The 21,173-nt window shown below is 33.7% G+C and carries 20 protein-coding genes and 2 rRNA genes; 7 read left to right on the top strand and 15 right to left on the bottom strand.

Going from position 1 to position 21,173, the window contains the following annotated elements; all coding sequences use genetic code 11:
* Nucleotides 1-63 precede the first annotated feature (63 nt).
* Both KK2020170_RS12635 and rrf read left to right on the top strand, forming a co-directional pair.
* Nucleotides 64-2,936: ribosomal RNA gene (locus KK2020170_RS12635) — 23S ribosomal RNA — on the top strand.
* Between the two features lie 167 nt (nucleotides 2,937-3,103).
* Nucleotides 3,104-3,213, top strand: a 5S ribosomal RNA gene (gene rrf, locus KK2020170_RS12630).
* A 685-nt stretch (nucleotides 3,214-3,898) separates the two neighbouring features.
* Here the strand turns inward: rrf and KK2020170_RS12625 are convergent.
* The 6 genes from KK2020170_RS12625 to KK2020170_RS12600 all read right to left on the bottom strand — a co-directional run bounded on the left by KK2020170_RS12625 (nucleotide 3,899) and on the right by KK2020170_RS12600 (nucleotide 7,456).
* Nucleotides 3,899-4,939: an ATP-grasp domain-containing protein gene (locus KK2020170_RS12625; RefSeq protein ID WP_221258683.1), complete on the bottom strand. Its 1,041-nt coding sequence runs from the start codon at nucleotides 4,937-4,939 to the stop codon at nucleotides 3,899-3,901.
* Nucleotides 4,936-5,607 carry an NRDE family protein gene (locus KK2020170_RS12620; protein WP_221258682.1) on the bottom strand — a complete coding sequence of 224 codons (672 nt, stop codon included), beginning with the start codon at nucleotides 5,605-5,607 and terminating at the stop codon, nucleotides 4,936-4,938. The genes KK2020170_RS12625 and KK2020170_RS12620 overlap by 4 nt, the downstream gene beginning before the upstream one ends.
* Nucleotides 5,595-6,083 carry a DinB family protein gene (locus KK2020170_RS12615; RefSeq protein ID WP_221258681.1) on the bottom strand — a complete coding sequence of 163 codons (489 nt, stop codon included), beginning with the start codon at nucleotides 6,081-6,083 and terminating at the stop codon, nucleotides 5,595-5,597. The genes KK2020170_RS12620 and KK2020170_RS12615 overlap by 13 nt, the downstream gene beginning before the upstream one ends.
* A gap of 4 nt (nucleotides 6,084-6,087) precedes the next feature.
* On the bottom strand, nucleotides 6,088-6,468 hold the full coding sequence (locus KK2020170_RS12610; protein WP_221258680.1) for a DoxX family protein: 381 nt from the start codon (nucleotides 6,466-6,468) through the stop codon (nucleotides 6,088-6,090).
* 5 nt (nucleotides 6,469-6,473) lie between these two features.
* A complete protein-coding gene (gene msrB, locus KK2020170_RS12605; RefSeq protein WP_221258679.1) occupies nucleotides 6,474-6,941 on the bottom strand; it encodes a peptide-methionine (R)-S-oxide reductase MsrB in 468 nt (155 codons plus the stop codon).
* A gap of 71 nt (nucleotides 6,942-7,012) precedes the next feature.
* Nucleotides 7,013-7,456: a DUF4268 domain-containing protein gene (locus KK2020170_RS12600; RefSeq protein ID WP_221258678.1), complete on the bottom strand. Its 444-nt coding sequence runs from the start codon at nucleotides 7,454-7,456 to the stop codon at nucleotides 7,013-7,015.
* 66 nt (nucleotides 7,457-7,522) lie between these two features.
* Here KK2020170_RS12600 and KK2020170_RS12595 point away from each other — a divergent pair, with 66 nt between their 5' ends.
* Together KK2020170_RS12595 and KK2020170_RS12590 are read left to right on the top strand one after the other, a co-directional pair.
* Entirely contained in the window at nucleotides 7,523-8,170 is a 648-nt protein-coding gene (locus tag KK2020170_RS12595; protein WP_221258677.1) for an NUDIX hydrolase, read from the top strand.
* 60 nt (nucleotides 8,171-8,230) lie between these two features.
* Nucleotides 8,231-9,046: a lysophospholipid acyltransferase family protein gene (locus tag KK2020170_RS12590; protein ID WP_221258676.1), complete on the top strand. Its 816-nt coding sequence runs from the start codon at nucleotides 8,231-8,233 to the stop codon at nucleotides 9,044-9,046.
* Nucleotides 9,047-9,077: 31 nt separating this feature from the next.
* On the opposite strand, the gene KK2020170_RS12585 is transcribed toward KK2020170_RS12590, so the two are convergent.
* Genes KK2020170_RS12585 through KK2020170_RS12575 form a run of 3 tightly spaced genes read right to left on the bottom strand, consistent with a single transcriptional unit; the run spans nucleotide 9,078 to nucleotide 11,110 of the window.
* On the bottom strand, nucleotides 9,078-9,956 hold the full coding sequence (locus KK2020170_RS12585) for a TraB/GumN family protein (RefSeq protein ID WP_221258675.1): 879 nt from the start codon (nucleotides 9,954-9,956) through the stop codon (nucleotides 9,078-9,080).
* Nucleotides 9,957-9,966: 10 nt separating this feature from the next.
* Nucleotides 9,967-10,611: a hypothetical protein gene (locus KK2020170_RS12580; RefSeq protein ID WP_221258674.1), complete on the bottom strand. Its 645-nt coding sequence runs from the start codon at nucleotides 10,609-10,611 to the stop codon at nucleotides 9,967-9,969.
* Between the two features lie 4 nt (nucleotides 10,612-10,615).
* Nucleotides 10,616-11,110, bottom strand: coding sequence for an RNA polymerase sigma factor (locus KK2020170_RS12575; RefSeq protein ID WP_221258673.1), 495 nt, complete (start codon nucleotides 11,108-11,110; stop codon nucleotides 10,616-10,618).
* Nucleotides 11,111-11,247: 137 nt separating this feature from the next.
* Between KK2020170_RS12575 and KK2020170_RS12570 the strand changes: the two genes are divergently transcribed.
* Together KK2020170_RS12570 and KK2020170_RS12565 are read left to right on the top strand one after the other, a co-directional pair.
* Nucleotides 11,248-12,552 carry an NAD(P)/FAD-dependent oxidoreductase gene (locus tag KK2020170_RS12570; protein ID WP_221258672.1) on the top strand — a complete coding sequence of 435 codons (1,305 nt, stop codon included), beginning with the start codon at nucleotides 11,248-11,250 and terminating at the stop codon, nucleotides 12,550-12,552.
* 79 nt (nucleotides 12,553-12,631) lie between these two features.
* Nucleotides 12,632-12,988 carry a hypothetical protein gene (locus tag KK2020170_RS12565; protein WP_221258671.1) on the top strand — a complete coding sequence of 119 codons (357 nt, stop codon included), beginning with the start codon at nucleotides 12,632-12,634 and terminating at the stop codon, nucleotides 12,986-12,988.
* A 26-nt stretch (nucleotides 12,989-13,014) separates the two neighbouring features.
* Here the strand turns inward: KK2020170_RS12565 and KK2020170_RS12560 are convergent, their stop codons facing one another.
* The gene (locus tag KK2020170_RS12560; protein ID WP_221258670.1) at nucleotides 13,015-14,076 is read right to left on the bottom strand and encodes a DUF3810 domain-containing protein; all 1,062 of its coding nucleotides are present in this window, start codon (nucleotides 14,074-14,076) and stop codon (nucleotides 13,015-13,017) included.
* 101 nt (nucleotides 14,077-14,177) lie between these two features.
* Between KK2020170_RS12560 and KK2020170_RS12555 the strand changes: the two genes are divergently transcribed.
* A complete protein-coding gene (locus KK2020170_RS12555) occupies nucleotides 14,178-15,641 on the top strand; it encodes an aminoacyl-histidine dipeptidase (protein ID WP_221258669.1) in 1,464 nt (487 codons plus the stop codon).
* Nucleotides 15,642-15,890: 249 nt separating this feature from the next.
* Here the strand turns inward: KK2020170_RS12555 and KK2020170_RS12550 are convergent, their stop codons facing one another.
* The 5 genes from KK2020170_RS12550 to KK2020170_RS12530 all read right to left on the bottom strand — a co-directional run bounded on the left by KK2020170_RS12550 (nucleotide 15,891) and on the right by KK2020170_RS12530 (nucleotide 20,747).
* Nucleotides 15,891-16,415, bottom strand: a complete 525-nt coding sequence (locus tag KK2020170_RS12550) for a GNAT family N-acetyltransferase (protein ID WP_221258668.1) — start codon at nucleotides 16,413-16,415, stop codon at nucleotides 15,891-15,893.
* 508 nt (nucleotides 16,416-16,923) lie between these two features.
* The gene (locus tag KK2020170_RS12545) at nucleotides 16,924-17,307 is read right to left on the bottom strand and encodes a hypothetical protein (RefSeq protein ID WP_221258667.1); all 384 of its coding nucleotides are present in this window, start codon (nucleotides 17,305-17,307) and stop codon (nucleotides 16,924-16,926) included.
* 308 nt (nucleotides 17,308-17,615) lie between these two features.
* A complete protein-coding gene (locus KK2020170_RS12540; protein ID WP_221258666.1) occupies nucleotides 17,616-18,308 on the bottom strand; it encodes a DUF4272 domain-containing protein in 693 nt (230 codons plus the stop codon).
* A 169-nt stretch (nucleotides 18,309-18,477) separates the two neighbouring features.
* Nucleotides 18,478-18,864 carry a hypothetical protein gene (locus KK2020170_RS12535; protein WP_221258665.1) on the bottom strand — a complete coding sequence of 129 codons (387 nt, stop codon included), beginning with the start codon at nucleotides 18,862-18,864 and terminating at the stop codon, nucleotides 18,478-18,480.
* Between the two features lie 212 nt (nucleotides 18,865-19,076).
* Nucleotides 19,077-20,747: a hypothetical protein gene (locus KK2020170_RS12530; protein ID WP_221258664.1), complete on the bottom strand. Its 1,671-nt coding sequence runs from the start codon at nucleotides 20,745-20,747 to the stop codon at nucleotides 19,077-19,079.
* Nucleotides 20,748-21,173: the final 426 nt, after the last annotated feature.

Below are 21,173 nucleotides of genomic sequence, written 5' to 3'. Positions count from 1 at the left end.
AAAATATAATAAGTAGAATAGAAAGCACAGTTTTGCATTTTATAATGTAAAGCTAAATAAGTACAATAAGCAAAATAAGGGCGTATGGGGGATGCCTAGGCTCTCAGAGGCGAAGAAGGACGTGATAAGCTGCGAAAAGCTACGGGGAGGAGCACATATCCGTTATATCCGTAGATATCCGAATGGGGCAACCCAATGCATTGAAGATGCATTACTCCGATAGGAGGGCGAACCCGCTGAACTGAAACATCTAAGTAGGCGGAGGAGAAGAAAACAAAAGTGATTCCGTAAGTAGTGGCGAGCGAACGCGGATTAGCCCAAACCAGTGTTGTTACGGCAATGCTGGGGTTGTAGGACCACGATATTTCTTGCGGATTGAATTAGAATAACCTGGAAAGGTTAACCATAGAGGGTGATAGTCCCGTACAAGTAAGAAAAGATAAGAATAGTGGTATCCTGAGTAGCGCGGGGCACGTGAAACCCTGTGTGAATCTGGCGGGACCATCCGCTAAGGCTAAATACTCCTGAGAGACCGATAGTGAACCAGTACCGTGAGGGAAAGGTGAAAAGAACCGTGAATAACGGAGTGAAATAGATCCTGAAACCATACGCTTACAAGCGGTCGGAGCCCTTTTGGGGTGACGGCGTGCCTTTTGCATAATGAGCCTACGAGTTACCGTTGCTGGCAAGGATAAGGTATTAAGTACTGGATCCGTAGCGAAAGCGAGTCTGAATAGGGCGCTTTAGTCAGTAGTGGTAGACGCGAAACCGTGTGATCTACCCATGGGCAGGTTGAAGCTGTGGTAACACATAGTGGAGGACCGAACCGGTTGACGTTGAAAAGTCTTCGGATGACCTGTGGGTAGGGGTGAAAGGCCAATCAAACTCGGAAATAGCTCGTACTCCCCGAAATGCCTTTAGGGGCAGCGCTTATTTAGTTTACTAGAGGTAGAGCTACTGATTGGATGCGGGGGTTTCACCACCTACCAATTCCTGACAAACTCCGAATGCTAGTAAATGATTGTAAGCAGTGAGGGCATGGGTGCTAAGGTCCATGTCCGAGAGGGAAAGAACCCAGACCATCAGCTAAGGTCCCCAAATGTATGCTAAGTTGAAAAAACGCGGTTTGCCTGCTTAGACAGCTAGGATGTTGGCTTGGAAGCAGCCATTCATTTAAAGAGTGCGTAACAGCTCACTAGTCGAGCGGGCGAGCATGGATAATAATCGGGCATAAGTATACTACCGAAGCTATGGACAGGAAACTGTGGTAGGGGAGCATTCTAAACTGGGTTGAAGGTTGACTGTGAGGTTGGCTGGACTGTTTAGAAAAGCAAATGTAGGCATAAGTAACGATAATGCGGGCGAGAAACCCGCACACCGAAAAACTAAGGTTTCCTCAGCTATGCTAATCAGCTGAGGGTTAGTCGGGTCCTAAGGCGAATCCGAAAGGAGTAGTCGATGGCCAACGGGTTAATATTCCCGTACTACTTATCATTGTGATGGAATGACGGAGTGATGAAAGCACCGCGAACTGACGGAATAGTTCGTTGAAGTATGTAGCTATAAGATCTATAGGCAAATCCGTAGATTTTGGTGAGATACGATAGTACTCGGAGTCTTCGGACAAAGGGATAGTGTGCCTAAGGGCTTCCAAGAAAAGTTTCTAAACTTAGATGATAAGTACCCGTACCGTAAACCGACACAGGTAGTTGAGGAGAGAATCCTAAGGTGCTCGAGAGATTCATGGCTAAGGAATTAGGCAAAATAGACCTGTAACTTCGGGAGAAAGGTCGCCAGCAGCAATGCTGGCCGCAGTGAAAAGGTCCAGGCGACTGTTTATCAAAAACACAGGGCTCTGCTAAATCGTAAGATGATGTATAGGGCCTGACACCTGCCCGGTGCTGGAAGGTTAAGAGGAGATGTTATCTTCGGAGAAGCATTGAATTGAAGCCCCAGTAAACGGCGGCCGTAACTATAACGGTCCTAAGGTAGCGAAATTCCTTGTCGGGTAAGTTCCGACCTGCACGAATGGTGTAACGATCTGGACACTGTCTCAGCCATGAGCTCGGTGAAATTGTAGTATCGGTGAAGATGCCGATTACCCGCAGTGGGACGAAAAGACCCTGTGCACCTTTACTATAGCTTAGTATTGACCTTGGACACGTGATGTGTAGGATAGGTGGGAGACTTTGAAGTGGCGTCGCTAGGCGTTGTGGAGTCATTGTTGAAATACCACCCTTTGCTTGTCTGAGGCCTAACCCCGATGATTCGGGGGACATTGCTTGGTGGGTAGTTTGACTGGGGTGGTCGCCTCCAAAAGAGTAACGGAGGCTTCTAAAGGTTCCCTCAGCACGCTTGGTAACCGTGCGTAGAGTGCAATGGTATAAGGGAGCTTGACTGAGAGACATACAGGTCGATCAGGTACGAAAGTAGAGCATAGTGATCCGGTGGTTCCGCATGGAAGGGCCATCGCTCAAAGGATAAAAGGTACGCCGGGGATAACAGGCTGATCTCCCCCAAGAGCTCACATCGACGGGGGGGTTTGGCACCTCGATGTCGGCTCGTCACATCCTGGGGCTGGAGAAGGTCCCAAGGGTTGGGCTGTTCGCCCATTAAAGTGGCACGCGAGCTGGGTTCAGAACGTCGTGAGACAGTTCGGTCTCTATCTACTGCGGGCGTTAGAAATTTGAGTGGATCTGATTCTAGTACGAGAGGACCGAATTGGACTAACCGCTGGTGTATCAGTTGTCTCGCCAGGGGCACTGCTGAGTAGCTACGTTGGGAAGGGATAAGCGCTGAAAGCATATAAGCGCGAAACCCACCACAAGATGAGATTTCTTTTAAGGGTCCTAGAAGATGACTAGGTTGATAGGCTATAGATGTAAAGGCAGTAATGTCATAGTCGAGTAGTACTAATAACCCGTAAGCTTATGTACGCGTCTCCCCGCTTTAGGGCGGGGACACTTTCTTTCTGAATCAAATAGATTCTTTTCTCAGTATGTTAAGATATTGGCAACCATGGTTGCAGTCAAAAGTCGAAAGACAAAAGTCCAAAGTAAGATATACTTTTTGACTTGTAACTTTTAACTTTAGACTTAAAACTTAAGGTGGTTATTGCGTCGGGGCTCACCTCTTCCCATTCCGAACAGAGAAGTTAAGCCCGATTGCGCAGATGGTACTGCCATCCGGTGGGAGAGTATGTCGCCGCCTTTCTTTTGAAAACCCTATCCAATTGGATAGGGTTTTTTGTTATGTATAATTTTTGAAAAAAATTAATTAAAGATATCGAACAGAGAAGTTAATCCCGAAACTTCGGGACGATTGCGCAGATGGTACTGCCATTCGGTAGGAGAGTATGTCACCACCTTTAGCTTCGCTCAGTCGGGTGAAGCCCTCGAGTCTTTTGAAAACTCTATCAGTTATGATAGGTTTTTTGTTTTTATAGCGTTTTGATTATAACTGTAAGATGTAAGAAATTTGCTTTTGATTTTTCCATGGATTTTAAATCTGCGTGAGTCTACATTAAAATTTTTATCACTAAATTTAAATCGTTAACTAAACGGAGTGTTTATTTTTGAATGTTATATAAACATAAAATCAATATTATAAACGTGTTATGACTAATAGGAATTTAAAAATTGTTAAACAATATATAATTGGTTTATGTTGTATTGTAATTTTTTTCTTATTAGAAAATTCCAACATAATACCTTATCTACTTGAAAAGACAAATAAACTTCGCTATAACGGGTTTGTTACATTTATAATAACTGGATTAATAAAGTATGGATTACTATTTTATGGGATATTTATAATTATAATTTTGAGTTTACTTTTAATCAAAGAACAAATCTCTGACGATACTAAAAAAATTAAATAGAGAATTTCTTTGTATATTTTAAAACTTCAATATTCGATTATAAAATTGATTATGTTTTTTTAATTCAGAAACCCCATCTTTAAAACTCAAATAAGTAGCTCCATTTTTTTTGTTGTGTTTGCTAATTTTATATAAGTAATGGAAATGACGTATTAATTCTTTCCAACCGAATAATAAAGAATGATTAGGGTCGTAAATGTGTGTTGGTTCGCTAATTGCACCATTAATTTCAACTATTTGGAAGTTTTTACCTTCTTCAAGTTTTTCAAACGAATCAAACATTATATCCATACGGCCATAATAAAATCCATTTATTTGATTACAAATTTGGGTAAAGGTTTCTTCTAATCTTGGTGTAATATAATGGCTAAAATCGATAAATTTTGTACCTCTACAGTGATTGCCATAAGGAACTAAATTAAGAGATTCATTTTCAGGTAAAATTTGATTTAATTTATCTCCATATTCTTTTTGTAGTACTCCTAGTTGAAATTCGTATCGTGGATCTTTTAAAAGTAATTCTTTTATAGAATTCTTTCCGTTGCCTTTTATTATTAAGAATTCTTTTGAAACAATTCCTGTAATTTTACCATTTATTTGGTTTGGTAATTTTACATAAAATAAACCTATTTCATTAGGGTATGAAATAAATTCTTGAATTAAAAAATCGAAATTTGCTTTTGAAGTATAATTAATTAAGTCTTCTTCTGTATCAATTTTTTTTACTGCAGTTCCACGTAATCCAATATCTGGCTTAGTAATAAAAGGAAATTCAATTTTATTTTTAATTATGACATCATTTACTTCTTCTAAACTTGTTCCTGATTTTATCAAAACAGTTTTTGGATAATATGCCTCTGGTATTAAATCATAAATTTCTTTTTTTGATTCCATGAAAAAACCTCCATTTCTAATTGTTGGATTAGAGGCATTAAAATAAAAAAAAGAACGTGTTCTTAAAGCGTAATATAAATATTGAAAATATATAGGTGTATACACCACTTGGTATGGCCAATATTCCCAATGGGTTAGTTTATGCCAAGCTAATCGAAGATTCATTCGTATAAATCAATATAGTTTAGTTCAATTTGAGTATTCTCAATTGTAAACTGTGTAATACTAACAGTTTTTAAATGTTCAGTCCTCTTTATAATAATTGTGTTATTTGTATCTTCTTCATCTTTAAATTGATGAAAATCTAAAATTTCATTGGAAGTATAATTAGATTTTTTTAGATGTTGATTAAATAAAAACTGTCTGTGTTCTCTTATCTCTTTTGAATATAAAGTAGACGAAGACCAAATATGATGTTCAGTATTTAATAATTTTATTTTTGATTTTTCAATCTCATTCCATCGTAACTGAAATAATTCTTGTTGATGGAATAATACAATAGTGAATGGTTCAATATTATCTAAATCAATTGCATCCCATTCTTTAATTGCATTTTTTGAATCGAAAATATCTAATAAAATTAAACCTCTACTTTTACGATAATCATTTCTGTGATGATGTTTTTCTTCTGCTCCATTTAATAGAATTGCACAATTTGAATAATCGTGTACAATCCATGTTCCATTTGCTTTAGGATCTTTTGGATATACTAAATTTTTATGTTTTCCATTATATTCTTTTGGTGCAATTGCTCTTCCTCTTAAAGTAGTTTCATCTCTATTTGAAGTAAGGATACATCCTTCATTCGTAGGTACAAAAGTTACTGTGCACATTGTAAACGGTATTCGATTGTAGAACTGGCAACTCCAAAGTTATCACAGATTTTAATTTCTGGAAACTTTAAAATAGCAACTTTTATTAAAGCTTGATGATGTATTGAATGTTCTAAATTATAAAGTAATTCTCTAAAATAATTGGTCTCTATTGATAATAAACATTCATCTTTACCTTGTTCAATTTTTAAACTTTTATTTTCTTTCTCAACTTTGTTTAAAATGGTTTCAATTGCCTTTATAGCTTCTGATGTTTGTGTTTGAATTATAGGATTTCGTTCTCTTAAATCGTAATTAATTATTCCATTATTATAATTACTAATCAAACATTGATACAATTCAATAATATGTCGCGTGTGTTCGCCAATACTTGCGTTACTTAATTCATGATGCTTGAACGAAAACTGTTCATCCGTTAATTGATGAAGTAAATCAATAATTTCTTTAAGATTGTTTTGAACGGAAATAACAAGCATACGATTAACTTTTTTGAAAAATACTAAATTTATTTCGTTCTTCAAAAAGAACTATAGCACAAGCTATTAAAGTTATTAACGCCAATATAAACAATTTACCGCCATCGTCATTAACTTCAATGCCTAATACAAATAAATGTGAAGCAATGGCACCAGCCATTGTTCCAAAACCAAGCAAAGCACCAAATTTTGATTTATTAGGAATTAAAATTAGTACAGCAGCAATTAATTCTATTATGCCGATTCCTATTCTTCCATAAGGTTCCATTCCTAATTTTGAAAAAATAGCAACACTTTTAGGAGCAGCAGAAAACTTAAAAAATAAAGTTTGGAGCATTATTAAGGCAGGGACAATTCGAATTATCCAATAAAATAGCACTTTCATTATACTTATTTTTCTGGAATAAATTTAATTGAAACCGAGTTGGTACAATACCTTTTACCAGTTGTTTCTTCAGGACCATCATCAAAAACATGGCCTAAATGTCCGCCACATTTTGCGCACATAACTTCTGTACGAACCATACCAAAGCTTAAATCTCTTTCATATATTACTGAGCCTTTAATTGCTTTGTCAAATGAAGGCCAACCACAATGTGAATCAAATTTTGTGTCTGATTCGAAGAGTTTATTCCCACAACCTGCACAAACATAAATTCCCTTTTCAAAATGATCGTAATATTCTCCAGTAAAAGCTCTTTCAGTACCTTTTTCTCTTAATATTCGATATTCTTCATCAGAGAGTTTTGCTTTCCATTCTGCATTTGTTTTTTTTAATTCAAAATCCATAGTTTTTTTATTTTGTGAGTTACAAGAGGTTAAAAAACTTAAACTTAGTATAATTAATAATTTATTCATAGCAATTTATTTTATTCAAAATTACAATTACTCGCATTAAACAAATGTTAGCTATTTTACAAAACTTATTTTTACGTATTTGTTTCTAAATCTTTAATGTAGTCTTCATACTCATAAAAAAACAATTCAAAAGCCGACATTTTTTCATTGAAAAAATCAAAAATTGTAGACCAAGTTTTTTTATTGTTTACACTTACATTTTCTAATTCGACCCAAATTCTACTGACCAATTTACCATTTTCTAAATAGTAATTTCTTTCAAAAATTGCATCTTCAATAAACTCTTCAAGTAAAATTGTTTTCAAAGATTCAATTTTTTCATAATAAATTTTGCGAAGCTCTTCATCTTCAGGTTCAATTTCAAGTAATACTTGTGCTTTTTTATTATCTACGTAAAATTTGAAACTAAGGTTTTTAATTTTTGTATTATATAACAACCATTTGCGAGGATATTCCTCTGCAAAGTTTATCCAAAACGCTCTTTTTATTTGTTTTGCTTCTTCCTTACTAAACATTTTCAGCTACTTTATTTGATGATTTTCAAAATTTAATCTAACTTTATAAGTTGAGAACTTAAAATTATGCAGTTTCAAGATTTTATAAAATATATTCCAAAAATAGAAAAAGAAAAGCTTTTAGCAGAAGATGCGCACGCAAAAATGGCGCCTCTTGAACGAATTTCTTTTTTAAAAGAGGAAAATTATATAGATAAAAACCCAAGAGAAGCAGCAGTTTTAATGTTGTTTTATCCAAAAGATAAAGAAACTCATTTAGCATTAATTGTTAGAAACACTTATCCAGGTGTTCACTCTTCACAAATAGGGTTTCCTGGTGGTAAAGTAGAATTGACTGATAAAAACCTTGAAGAAACTGCATTACGAGAAACTCATGAAGAAGTAGGTGTTTCCCCTGATAAAGTTGAAATTATTAAACCTTTTAGTAAGATTTATATTCCTCCTAGTAACTTTTTAGTGTCTCCATTTATGGGGATTTCACATCATGAATTATCTTTTATTCCAGATTTAGATGAAGTTAAAAGAGTTTTAGAATTTCCTTTAGTTCAGTTTTTAGACGAGAATAGAATTACAAGAGTTAAGATGACAACATCATATGCAACAGATATAGAAGTTCCTGCTTTTATGGTTGATAAATACATTGTTTGGGGAGCTACAGCAATGATGATGAGTGAGTTGAAAGAAACCATTAAAATTGTTTTAAATAGTGTTTAACTTTGTCTAGTAAAAAAAAGTTTTTATACATTTGCACCCCTTACCAAATAATTATAAATCATGGGATTATTTAAACGAAATCCTTTTGGACACATATTATTTCTAAAAAAATGGTTAATCCGTATTGCAGGTACTTTAACACATAAACGATATAGAGGATTTAATGAACTTCATATTGAAGGTTCTGAAATTATAAGAAACTTACCCGAAACAAACGTTCTTTTTATTTCTAATCATCAAACGTATTTTGCTGATGTTGTTGCAATGTTTCATGTTTTTAATGCGTCCCTAAAGGGTAGAGAAAACAATATTAAGAATGTTGGTTATTTATGGCAACCTAAATTGAATATGTATTATGTTGCTGCAAAAGAAACAATGCAGTCTGGATTATTACCAAAAATTTTAGCCTATGCAGGTTCAATTTCAGTAGAAAGAACTTGGAGAGCAGAAGGAAAGGATTTAGAAAAGCATGAGCAAAAACAAGTTAAACTTTCTGATTTTAGAAATATTGAAATAGCTTTAAATGATGGCTGGGTTATTACTTTTCCTCAAGGCACAACACGTTCGTTTAAACCTGTGCGTAAAGGTACAGCTCACATTATTTTACATCATAAGCCAATTGTTGTTCCAATTGTTATTGATGGTTTTAGACGTTCGTTTGATAGAAAAGGATTACGAATTAAAAAGAAAGGTATTTTACAATCTTTCGTAATTAAAGAACCACTTCAAATTGACTATGAAAATGAAACTGTTGATAGTTTAGTTGAAAAAATCGAATTTGCAATTGAACAACATCCTTCTTTATTAAAAGTTATTCCAGAAGAAGTTTTAGAAGAGCAAGCAAAATTAGATAAAGAAAGACAGTGGAAATATTAAAAAAAAGAGGCGATTAAAATCGCCTCTTTTTTTATTGAATAGGTTCTACTGTATAGCCTTGTTTGCGTAAAAGTTTTATAACACCTTCTTCGCCTGCTAAATGTGCTGCTCCAACACCAAAGAAAGTTGGGTTTTCTTTTGCAGCTTTTTCGATAACAGGAATCCAGTTTCTATTTCTTTTTAACAATAAATCTTCTTCATAATCTGCTAGCATTTTATTTTCAGCTTCTTTAGAGTTACTTAGCATTTTTTCAATGTTTTCGCTTTTATAAATTGATAACATTTTTTGAATTTCTTCTCTGTCTTTAGCAAGTCCAGATTTTACAGATTTTAATAATTCTTTTACTTGAACATCGTAAGGAATTTTATCAAAAACATTTAATTGATCTTGAATTGTTTCTAAACCAAAAATTTCTTCATTTTGCTCTTTAGAAATATTCATCAATTCCATATCAACAGCTTTCATTGGGCAATCTAAAAGTTTTGGTAAATACATAGAAGAAAGTAAAGATGGCTTAAACGAATCTACCATTTTTAATGAAACACCAACATTATTCTGTAGAAAACCATCAACTAATTTTACTTCGTCTTCATTTAAAAAAGATGAAATAGTAGTTCCATTTTTCATTTGGATTCCACTCATCATTGCCATTTGAAGATTAGGATCGTCCATATCTACTTCTAAATACAACTGATTGGTTTCTTCAAAAGCTTTTAAAACATCATCATCAATGTTAGTTTCACAAACGGCATGCATGGTTCCATACAAATACGAAGGTTTTTCCAAACCTTTACCAGAAATCTTCCAAAGTAAAGTGTTGTCTAGTTTTTGAGCATTAATTACACAACTAAAAAGAAATAAAGTTGCTGCGATTACAAACTGAGTTACTTTAATGATAATTTGATTCATATTTTAAAAATTAATTAAAATCCATTTTTTCTAATTCCTTGTAATTGTTGTGAAGGCGTTTCATTAAAATACCATACAATAATTTGTAGAATAGCCAGATTAATCCAACTACAACAACACTAATTAACAGATAAACAAGAATTAAGATGGCATAAAATAAATTCGGGCCAATATTTTCAATAGCTTTTTCGTAGGCTTTTTCCAAGTTAGGATCATATTTTAATTGAAAAATAAAAACTAACATAAATGAGAAAAACGTCATGGCTAAATTGTACCAAACATAATATTTTACAGTTTTTCGAGTTTGTAAAATCCTTTGCATTAATTTCTTAACTGTTTCAGTAGTATTAATGTTTTTAAAGTTCTTATAAAACAAGTAAATAAAATAGGCAATTACAATATAATTTGCATAAGTAATTACAGGTAAAACCTTATTTAAATGATACATTTCTAATGTTTTTTTATATTCATCATCGCCCATAAAAAAACTTAAACTTACCCAAAACAATATCTCTAGAATACTAATAATTAAAATCCACTTCACGATGGAAGAGGAACGTTTGTGTAGCATTCCATAAATTTCTTTTTCACTAACTTGATTAAAAGAATTTTCTTTTTTCTTCCAATCGCGTTTTAATATTTCTAACTCATCCATACGCTTACGGATTTAATATTTTTTTCAATTTTCCTTTTACACGATTCATTTTTACTCGTGCATTTACCTCACTAATCCCTAAAGTTTCCGATATTTCTGCGTAATCTTTATCTTCTAAATATAAAAACACTAAAGCTTTCTCAATGTCATTTAATTCGCTAATAGCGCTGTACAATAATTTCAATTGCTCTTCTTCTTCAAAGTTGTAGTCTTCTTGTTTAATCAAATGATAACTACTTTGAAATTCGATAGTGTCGAGTGTTTTTTTCTTTTTGCGGTATAAGGTAATAGCAGTATTCAGTCCAACACGATAGGCCCAAGTAGTAAATTTCGAATCACCTCTAAAATTTGGATAAGCTTTCCAAAGTTGAATCGTAATCTCTTGAAACAAATCGTTATGAGCATCTTCATCAGAAGTATATAACCGACAAATCTTGTGAATTATATTCTGATTTTCTTGTAATTGTTTTACAAATTCTGCTTCTGAAGATGATTTCATATGGCTATAAGTAGGAGTTTTTTCTTTTTCGTTACAAAAAATAAATTACGAATTGAAAATTACGAATTACAAATTAACGAATCAACAAATTTTCAAATCAAAATCGTATCTTTGAAAGTACTAATCAGTATTACAAAATGAACATACCTCAATGTAGTTTTCCACGTGTAGTAATTATAGGTGGAGGATTTGCCGGAATATCGTTTGCCAAAAAACTTCGTAATAAAAAACTTCAAGTTGTCCTTTTAGACAAGCACAATTACCACAATTTTCAACCCTTAATGTATCAAGTGGCTACGGGAGGATTGGAACCCGATTCTATTGCGTATCCTATTCGAAAAGTGGTACAAGAATATGAAGATTTTTACTTTCGTTTGGCCGATGTAAAGGAAATTAATACAGATAAGAAAAAAGTAATTGCCGATATAGGTGAATTAAAATATGATTACTTAGTGATTGCAACAGGTTCAAAAACAAATTTCTTTGGCAACAAAGAAATGGAACGCAATGCTATGGCGATGAAAACCATTCCGCAATCATTAAATATCCGTAGTTTAATTTTAGAGAATTTTGAACAAGCACTTCTTACAAACGATATTAACGAACGACATAGTTTGATGAATTTCGTTTTAGTGGGTGGTGGACCAACGGGTGTAGAACTTGCTGGTGCATTAGCCGAAATGAAAAAAGCTATTTTACCGAAAGATTATCCCGATTTAGATATTCGTAAAATGGAAATCAACTTAATTCAAAGTGGTGATCGCATTTTGAATACGATGAGTGAAAATGCCTCTGAAAAAGCCGAAAAATTCTTGATTGATTTAGGTGTTGAAGTTTGGAAAAATGTTCGTGTTACCAGTTATGATGGAAAAGTGGTGATGACTAATTCTGATTTAAGTTTTGAAGCAGCAACTGTAATTTGGACAGCTGGCGTACAAGGTGCATTAGTGGCAGGTTTAGACGGACATGCGTTAGTTGAAAGAGCGGATAGAATTAAAGTAAACGCTTTCAACCAAGTGGAAGGTTACGATTCTATTTTTGCAATTGGCGATATTGCGTTAATGTCTTCTGAAGAATATCCTCAAGGACATCCAATGATGGCGCAACCCGCTATGCAACAAGGCCGACATTTAGCAGAGAACATTGTTCGATTGGTCAATAAAAAAGAAATGAAACCTTTTGAATATAAAGATAAAGGTTCAATGGCAACTATTGGTCGTAATAAAGCGGTAGTCGATTTACCTAAGTTTCAATTTAGTGGTGTTTTTGCATGGTTTGTATGGATGTTTGTGCATTTGTTTTCTCTAATCGGATTTAAAAATAAAGCTGTTGTATTCTTAAATTGGGTGTACAATTACATTCGTTTCGATAGAGAAGCACGATTAATAATTCGTCCGTATAAGAAGAAGAAAATTGAAAGTTTTGTTAGTGATGAGATATAGTTTTAGTGTTCAGTATTCAGTTTTGAGTAATCAGTATTCTTGAAATAATATTTGATAAGTTCTAATAGATAGTATTACTATGAAATTTTATTTATTATTTACTTTTTTCATAACTACATTCTTTTTTGGACAAGAAGTTAAAAAAGAAGTTATATACCTTAGTTCGAGTGTTATAACTGATGATGTGTTTTCTGAGGCTTTAGAAAAAGATATTAAATCAGATAGAGTTTTAATTTCGTTTATTGTAAACAAAGAATGCGATATTATTGAGATTAAAATTTTTAAGGAAGGAAAGTTAGTTTCATTCAATAAATCTGTATTGAAAAATATGGACAAAATTGAACCTGAAATTCTCGATAATTTAGATTGTGATGATTTGAAAATAAAGCAGCAAAATATTAAAATGTTTGTTCCAATTCATTTTAAGATGGAATAGTTTAGAGTCAAAAAACTGAATACTGTTTACTGAACACTGTCAACTTTAGAATACCCAATCGCTAATCCCACAAAACGGCTGTAACTAATAATCCCTTCTTGTTGGTTGGCTTTTAAAAAGTTGTCATAGAAAAACTCAAAAAACGTATCAATAGGCGTGTGGTAACCATCCCAAAAAGCTTCGTGTTCTTCGTAGTTTTTGATAACACCTTTGTTTAGTTTTTCAAAATAAGCTTTGCCTTTTCCTTCTTCCATTTGTTCCAAATTCGCTAAGCAATAGCGAGTGATAATACTATAGGCCGAATATTGAAAATACAAATCGTCATTGTGCGTTGCCGCCACAAAACCAATAAAATTACATTCACTTTCGCTGCCTATTCCTACTTGGTGACCCATTTCGTGGCAAGTCGTCATCGGTAAAGTAAAGTTGGGTTTTAAGGTGTTCACTTGCGCTTCATTTGTAAATGGATTCAAATAACCACCAAATCCCATATAACTTAATAAATAGCGTAAAAGTGAAGGCTTAATACTTTCATTCTCGTAGTGAAATTCTTGTAAAGATTTGGGAAGTTTAGCATAACCGTTTTGTGCCATGGCAAACACTTCTTCATCTGAATATGGTACTTTTACAGCGGTAGAATCATTTCCGGTAATTTGTTGTTGTAAGGCATTGGTTTTGGTAATCATCTTTTCGGTAAAAGCGACTAATTCTTCTTCGGTGTATTCTTTTTCAATGTGTAGTTTTTCATGTAACGGAATACGATAATAATTCATGCCCCATAACACGTGAAAGAAGAAATAGAAAACAGAAATCCAACTTAAAACCGTCAATCCGTTGGTTTTCCAATTTTTAAAAAATCCTTTTCTGTTCTTCCAAATCCAGCGAATCAATAAAATAATCAAGACACTGTAAATGATATCGCCAAACGAAAACGGAATGCTACCAAAAATCGTTCGGCTGAACCAAGCAACTTTTTCATACCAACCTTTGCTGTAATATTCCTCAATAAATACTGGAAAACGGCCAAGTGTTTTCACAATAACGATTTGAACAATAAGGAATAAAGGAAGTAGGTATTTTCGTTTCAAAGTGTGCAATTTTATCGTAAATATAATTCAAAATCTAATTTCAAAGAAAATATACTTTGTAACTTTGTGCCTTTCGTAATAAAAACAACAAACTTAAAATAATGAGTCAAGAAGTTAGAAACTTAGAGCCAAAAGCGCTTTGGAATAAATTTGCCGACTTAAATGCGGTGCCACGTCCGTCGAAAAAAGAAGAAAGAGTCATTGCTTTCATGATGGATTTTGGTAAAAAATTAGGTTTTGAAACCATCAAAGATGAAGTAGGAAACGTAATCATTAAAAAACCGGCTACTGCTGGAATGGAAAACCGTAAAACCATTGTAATGCAATCGCATTTAGATATGGTACACCAAAAAAACAACGATACAACTTTCGATTTTGATACTCAAGGCATCGAAATGTATGTAGATGGTGATTGGGTTCGTGCCAAAGGAACTACGCTTGGTGCCGATAACGGTTTAGGTGTAGCAACGATAATGGCAATTTTAGAAAGTACTGATATTCCTCATCCTGCGATTGAAGCTTTGTTTACGATTGATGAAGAAACAGGAATGACAGGCGCAATGGGCTTAAAAGGTGGATTGTTAGAAGGTCAAATCTTATTGAATTTAGATACCGAAGAAGACGATGAAATCGATATTGGATGTGCCGGTGGAGTAGATGTAACGGCTGTTGCCGAATATGACGAAGAAGACGCTCCAGCGGATTCTGTGGGTTATAGAATTACCGTGAAAGGTTTAAACGGAGGTCACTCGGGAATGCAAATACACGAAGGTTTAGGAAATGCCAATAAAATTATGAACCGTTTATTGTATAGCGGTTACGAAGATTTTGGTTTACAAATTTCTAAAATCAATGGTGGAAGTTTACGTAATGCGATTCCTCGTGAGAGTGTTGCCGAAGTAATTATTGCCGAAATGTACGACGAAGCGTTTGAGTTCGACATGCAAGAAATCATTAATGATATTAAAGCCGAATTCAAAACGACAGAACCGAACTTACAAATTGTAATTGAAAAATTAGACCAAGTTCCTGCAAAAGTGTTGCCTTCTATGGCGCAGTTTTATTTGGTTCGTGCGTTATACACCGCGCATAATGGTGTGTATCGAATGAGTGCCGATTTTGATAACTTGGTAGAAACGTCTAACAATATTGCGAAAGTAACTGTAGGCGGTGGCAACTTAAAAATTGAATGTTTAACACGTTCTTCAGTAGAGAGTTCTAAGTTTGATTTAGCGAATGCCTTACGCTCTGCGTTTGAGTTAATGGGATGCGAAGTGACCTTCTCGGGAAGTTACCCAGGTTGGACACCAAATCCTAATTCGGAGATTTTAGATGTGTTAACGGCGATTTACGAAAAACAAAACGGAAGCAAAGCACACGTTGTAGCGTGCCATGCTGGATTAGAATGTGGTATTTTAGGCCAAAACTATCCAGGAATGGACATGATTTCGTTTGGACCAACGATTAAAGGCGCACACAGCCCAGATGAAAGAGCAAGCATTTCTTCTGCACAAAAATATTGGAAATTTGTGTTGGAAATTTTAGCGAATATTCCAGCGAAGTAATTAGTGATTAGAAATTAGTAGATAGTAAAACTCCCAAGCGAAGCTTGGGAGTTTTTTATTGAACTCTAAAAATGCTGAGTAGCCATAAATATCTGTTCTAACGTTCCCAGGCTTTGCGAAGGCGGGGATTTTCAGCACTAAACTTCATTAGATGCACAAAGCTTGAATTTAGCACTTCACTGTCATAGAAGCACGAAACCCCCGCTTTTGCAAAACGGCTGTTAGTGGCTGCCTTTCTTGTTGTCCGCATTAGTTCTTCAATTTTAGTTTCATCATAATGTCGGTCTGCTCGTCATTACCTAACTTGAAAACGTGTTTGTCAAATTCTACGAAACCATTTTTTTTGTAAAAGTTTATTGCTCGCGGATTTTCTTCCCAAACACCTAACCAAACATAGTCAGTGTTTTTCTGTCTTGCGATTTTTATTGCTTTGTCGTAAAGGATTTGTCCAACGCTTTTTCCGTGAAAGTCCTTTAAAACATAAATACGTTCAATTTCAAGTGCATTGTCGTCCTGTAGTTCTGTTTGAGATTGTCCAAAGTTTAGTTTTAAATAACCAATTACGTTGTCGTCAAGTGTAGCAAAATAAAATTCAGCGTTGTTGTCGCTAAGTTCAGCCGTCAGTTTTTCAATGGAAAATCCTTCGTCTAAATATTTTGTCATATTCTCTTGGGAATTTCCTGCTGAAAATGTTTCATAAAAAGTCTGTCTGCCAATTTTTTGCAATTGGTCAATGTCATTAAGCGTCACTCTTTGTATTTCTATGTCAGTCATTTTCTCTGTACTGTGTCTTTTTTTAAGGTTGCCACTAACGACCTGCTAAACGCAGTTCTATGATTTTTGCGTAAATATAAGAAATTTGCTGAGCAATTATCCGATTAAAGGACTTCCGCTTAACAATCGGATAATTGATTGTCCAATAGTAAACGCAGTTTACGTTATTGGTTCAAATTTCGGTTATTGGGAGCAAAAATTATAGGACCAAATTGCTTTTAGCTTATGTTAGTACACGTTTTCCCTCGATGGGCAGCTAAAGCTGTATTATAGCAAATATTCCAAGCAATTTGGTTTAGCAGGTCGTTAGAACACATTTCTTTTGGGGTGGGATTTAGCGCAGCAAAATATAGCAACAAAAGTCAGCTTTAGCTGAATGTGTTCTAACGGTCTCGTATAACCGTCAGTTACGGGTTAATATGCGTTAATATTCGGTTAAGCACTGACACTCGCAATTCCGAGTGGATTCGGACGTAGTCGAATCCGCCGTAATTGCGGTTATACATTGTTAGGCAACGTTTTTTATTAAATTTTCAATATCAGATTCGGTTTTTATCTTTTTCCCAAGTTCCGTAAATCTATGTTTCAATGGTTCCCACGATACTAATTCCACAATTCCATTTTCAATTAGAAAATTCAGATATCGCGTTCTAATTTCTTCTCTCGATTCATTTGTTGATTTAGCAACTTCACTAATTGAAAACCATATATGTTCAATAGGTTCAGCACAATTGTCCGAATGCAACCATAATTCCTTAAATAGTCTTTTCATAATATCCAATCTCAATCGTCCAGTTTCGAGCTCGTCAATTAGTTCATAAGTTTCATTCATAAAAGTTTGGTATTTAGTTTCAGAGATTCCAAACAACCAGCTTTTTTTCGGCTTATTCATTATCCGATTATAAAGTCGTTTTATCTTATAATCATTTTCAAAGTCAGGAAAACTGTCTAAAATCTGGTGCTTTGAAATTGCTCCACTAAAAAATTTCCGAGCCATATAAGCAGCGTATTGTCTGTCGGATTTTTTTTGGTTTTCGGTCATTTTTCAAATGTTGCCTAACGTGTTGCCGCTTGTGGCAGTTGCGTAAATTTATAATAAAAGATTACAAGTACAAAACTCCTCGTGGAATTTTCGGAGAAAATTCCGAACACACACCGAGCCTAGCAATTGCAATAAACGGCTGTTAGCACCAGTTTTTATTATGTGTCTGTTGATATTTCGTCCCATTCGTCGGCGTAAAATGTTACCCAATTAATCGCATAATGTCTTTCCATTATTATACCCAAATCCAAATTTGCAGGCATTTGTTGATTATTTAAGTTAGAGTTTCTTGTCGCCCAATGTAGTCTATAAATCAAATCTGACTCATCAAGTATTTCTGTTGTCCGTCTAACCTTGGCATTTTTAATAAATTCAGTCGGGTCAGTTAGAAACTCAGGAAGTCGTGAAACAATTTCTGGTATCTGAACTTGTTCGGTCGGTAATTCAAGTTTGTCAACTTTTTTGATTGTCCAAAGCAATAGCCATACTCCTTCTGAACGCCAAGAAATATTTGCAGTTTCTTGTTCTGTCAGTTCTTCTTTTTGAAATAGTTCTTTCTCGTCTGGCGAAACTTTATCCCAAAGTGAATTTGTTTTTAAAAAGTCAATTATGCTTTCTGTTTCATCAGGAACTTCGGAAACGTATGCAAGATAAACCAAAACTAAAATTCGTTCAGCAATTTCTTGGGCTGTCCTGATTTTTACTTCACTTTCTTCTTCAATCAATGGTAAATGGTCAATGAATGGAATGTTTAAAGATTTTAAGTATTTTTCGGTTTGTTTCTTTCTCTGTTCAGCCGTTTTGGGATTGCTTCCGTTGTTAGGCTTCTTAAAAATGTCAAATATTCCCATTGTTCTGCTGGTGTCGTTTTAAAATTGGCGCTAACGTTATACAGCTTGTATCAGTAGCGATCAAATATACCAAAACTTTTAATAAATCATGAACCTTTACAATTACAAAAACGACTTTCAGTTTATCCTGAAAGTCGCTATTGCTACAAACTGTGGTTGTAGGCTGTATTTATTCTTTTACTTCAAAAAATAATTCTGTTTCAAGTATCTTAAAATATCCAAAGTTTGAAAGGTCAATATAAATTTTTGCGTTATATGAACCTTCATCAACTATTTTTTGGTAAATGTCAAACCATATATTCTCATAAGCTATGTGTTTACCTTTGTTTGTTTCAAAAATAACTCTTTTTGGATGGTTTATTGCTGGATGTCTAAAAATGTCGGTTTTCATTCTTTTTTGAATGTATTTTATATACTTATCTTTTTCTTTTTTATAGATTTCGAAAGTCATTTCTACATTATTATAATCTTTATTATTTCTAAACCACTCAGGTAGATATAATTCTTTTGTTCCATAGTTTGTTATCTGCATTGAAAATAGTTTTTTCTCTTCCAAATTAAAAACCTTTTTATTTGGTTTCGAACAAATTTCAATGTCGTAAAAATCAGAGGTATTTGACCTAATACTATCTAAATTAACATTTTTTGTTAGATTTTTTATATGGTCAAAATCTAGATCATTAAAATACTCACCTTCAATTTTACTTGTGTGTGTTTTACACCCAAAAATAAAAAAAGTGATAAATACATATAAAAGAGATTGTTTAATTATCTTTTGCATAATTCAGGATAATGTAGTTTTATAAAATCTATTTGACGTTTATTTTGTAATTTTTCAGAATCACTTAATTGATTCATATTTTCAATCAATTTATCTAACAAACCTTCAACAATCCCAACATCTTGTAATTTTTTTAAATCGGTAAAACCAAAAAGTTGATTGTAATAAGCTTGAAATTCTTGAAGGGCAACAGATTGAGTTTGACCATGAATTTCGCCTTGCAATACATGAAGTAATTCATGTTTAATTACTCTTGTTATATATCCAAAATCAGAAATTGAAAATAGATTAGTATCAATTTCAAGATTACATGAAGTTAAAACACCATTTGTAAACTGTCTTATCGCATTAGCATGTGCTCCATTAGATAATCCATTTTCAAAAGTGATAGTGTAGTTAGTGTTAACATAATAGCCATTACGAAAGTTATTTAAATCGTAAATATTTATCAAATAAGTAACAGCTGCTAAATTTCCTTGTGTACTTCTGATAATATTAAATTGTTGTTGAATTGCATCATGATCATGTTCAATTTGATCTTCTGGATAACTTCCAAAAAAACTTGAATCAAAATTAGCAACAATATCTAATGGATTTGTTACAGAAGGTAATATTGTACATTCATTATTGTTCAAATCTTCAATTGCATTAATTGCAAATGCTATACTTTGAGTAGAACTATTATTTGCTTCTAAATAATCAACAATTGTTTGTTGAATTCTTGGATATGCTGATAAATCATTCCAATACTCTAATTGTTCTGGAGATAAATCTACTAAAAAGTTGCTTAGAGTTTGGTTAAATTCTAAACATGAAGTGCAGGGTACAAAAGTTGTATTAAATAAATCTAAAATACTTTGATTAGGATTAGGGTTGTTACTTCCTGTATTAGTTGAACCTCCAGTAGGCCCAGAACCTGTGGTTCCTGTTCCGCTTGTACCTGTACCACTTGTACCTGATGTGCCAGAAGTTCCTCCGCCTCCACCATCTGCAAGACAAGCCATATCTATAGTTATTACTTGCATTTCATAATCAAAACCCATTCCAACACAACCATTTCCTAATTCTCCATTATTAAAAATAATATCACCACTTGAATTATAGCAAGCGCTATAAGTATAGGTATATGAAGAAACACATGCACCAGATACGGCAATTTTAGAAGCGTTTTCGATTTCTGAAATACTTGTTGGTTGAATATTTTGAAGCGTTCCACCACTTGCTAAAATATCTAAATCTTGTTGCGTTAAATTATATTCAGCAATATAAGCTTCAAAGTTTCCGTCGTTTTTAGAAACTAACACTAAGTTTTCTTTTTTTGTTGAATCAGTATAATCAACAATGTTAAAAGTTATAGATTGTTCAGTAGCACTTGTCATTTGAACAATATTTGTAGTGTCTATTAAAACCCCAAAATCTTCATTATAAACTGCACGATTTGCAATTGAAGTTGGCAGTTTTTTAGTCATTACACTTTTAATTTTTTCAACCACATTTTTATTAGATTTAAGTTCTTTAAAACTAATTTTACTAATACTTAAATTTTGTGGTTGTTGCGATTTGTAAATAGCATCATCATAGATTTCTTTTTCGCAGGATGAAAGAAATAACATTGCAATAGAAAGACTTGCAATTAAAAATTTGAATTTGTTCTTCATAATTAACGTTGTTAAGTTACTAATTTATTAAAGGTTTAGTTGAGCAAATATAGCCTACAACGACCTGCTAAACGCAGTTCTATGATTTTTGCGTAAATATAAGAAATTTGTTGAGCAATTATCCGATTAAAGGACTTCCGTTTACCAATCGGATAATTGATTGTCCAATAGTAAACGTAGTTTACGTTATTGGTTCAAATTTCGGTTATTGGGAGCAAAAATTATAGAGCCAAATTGCTTTTAGCTTATGTTAGTACACGTTTTCCCTCGATGGGCAGTTAAAGCTGTATTATAGCAAATATTCCAAGCAATTTGGTTTAGCAGGTCGTTAGAACACATTTCTTTTGGGGTGGGATTTAGCGCAGCAAAATATAGCAACAAAAGTCAGCTTTAGCTGAATGTGTTCTAACTTGTTTATATGCGAAG

Origin of the sequence: Flavobacterium okayamense (assembly GCF_019702945.1) — a bacterium.
Lineage (GTDB): Bacteria > Bacteroidota > Bacteroidia > Flavobacteriales > Flavobacteriaceae > Flavobacterium > Flavobacterium okayamense.
This window is presented reverse-complemented; position numbering and strand designations above follow the sequence as displayed.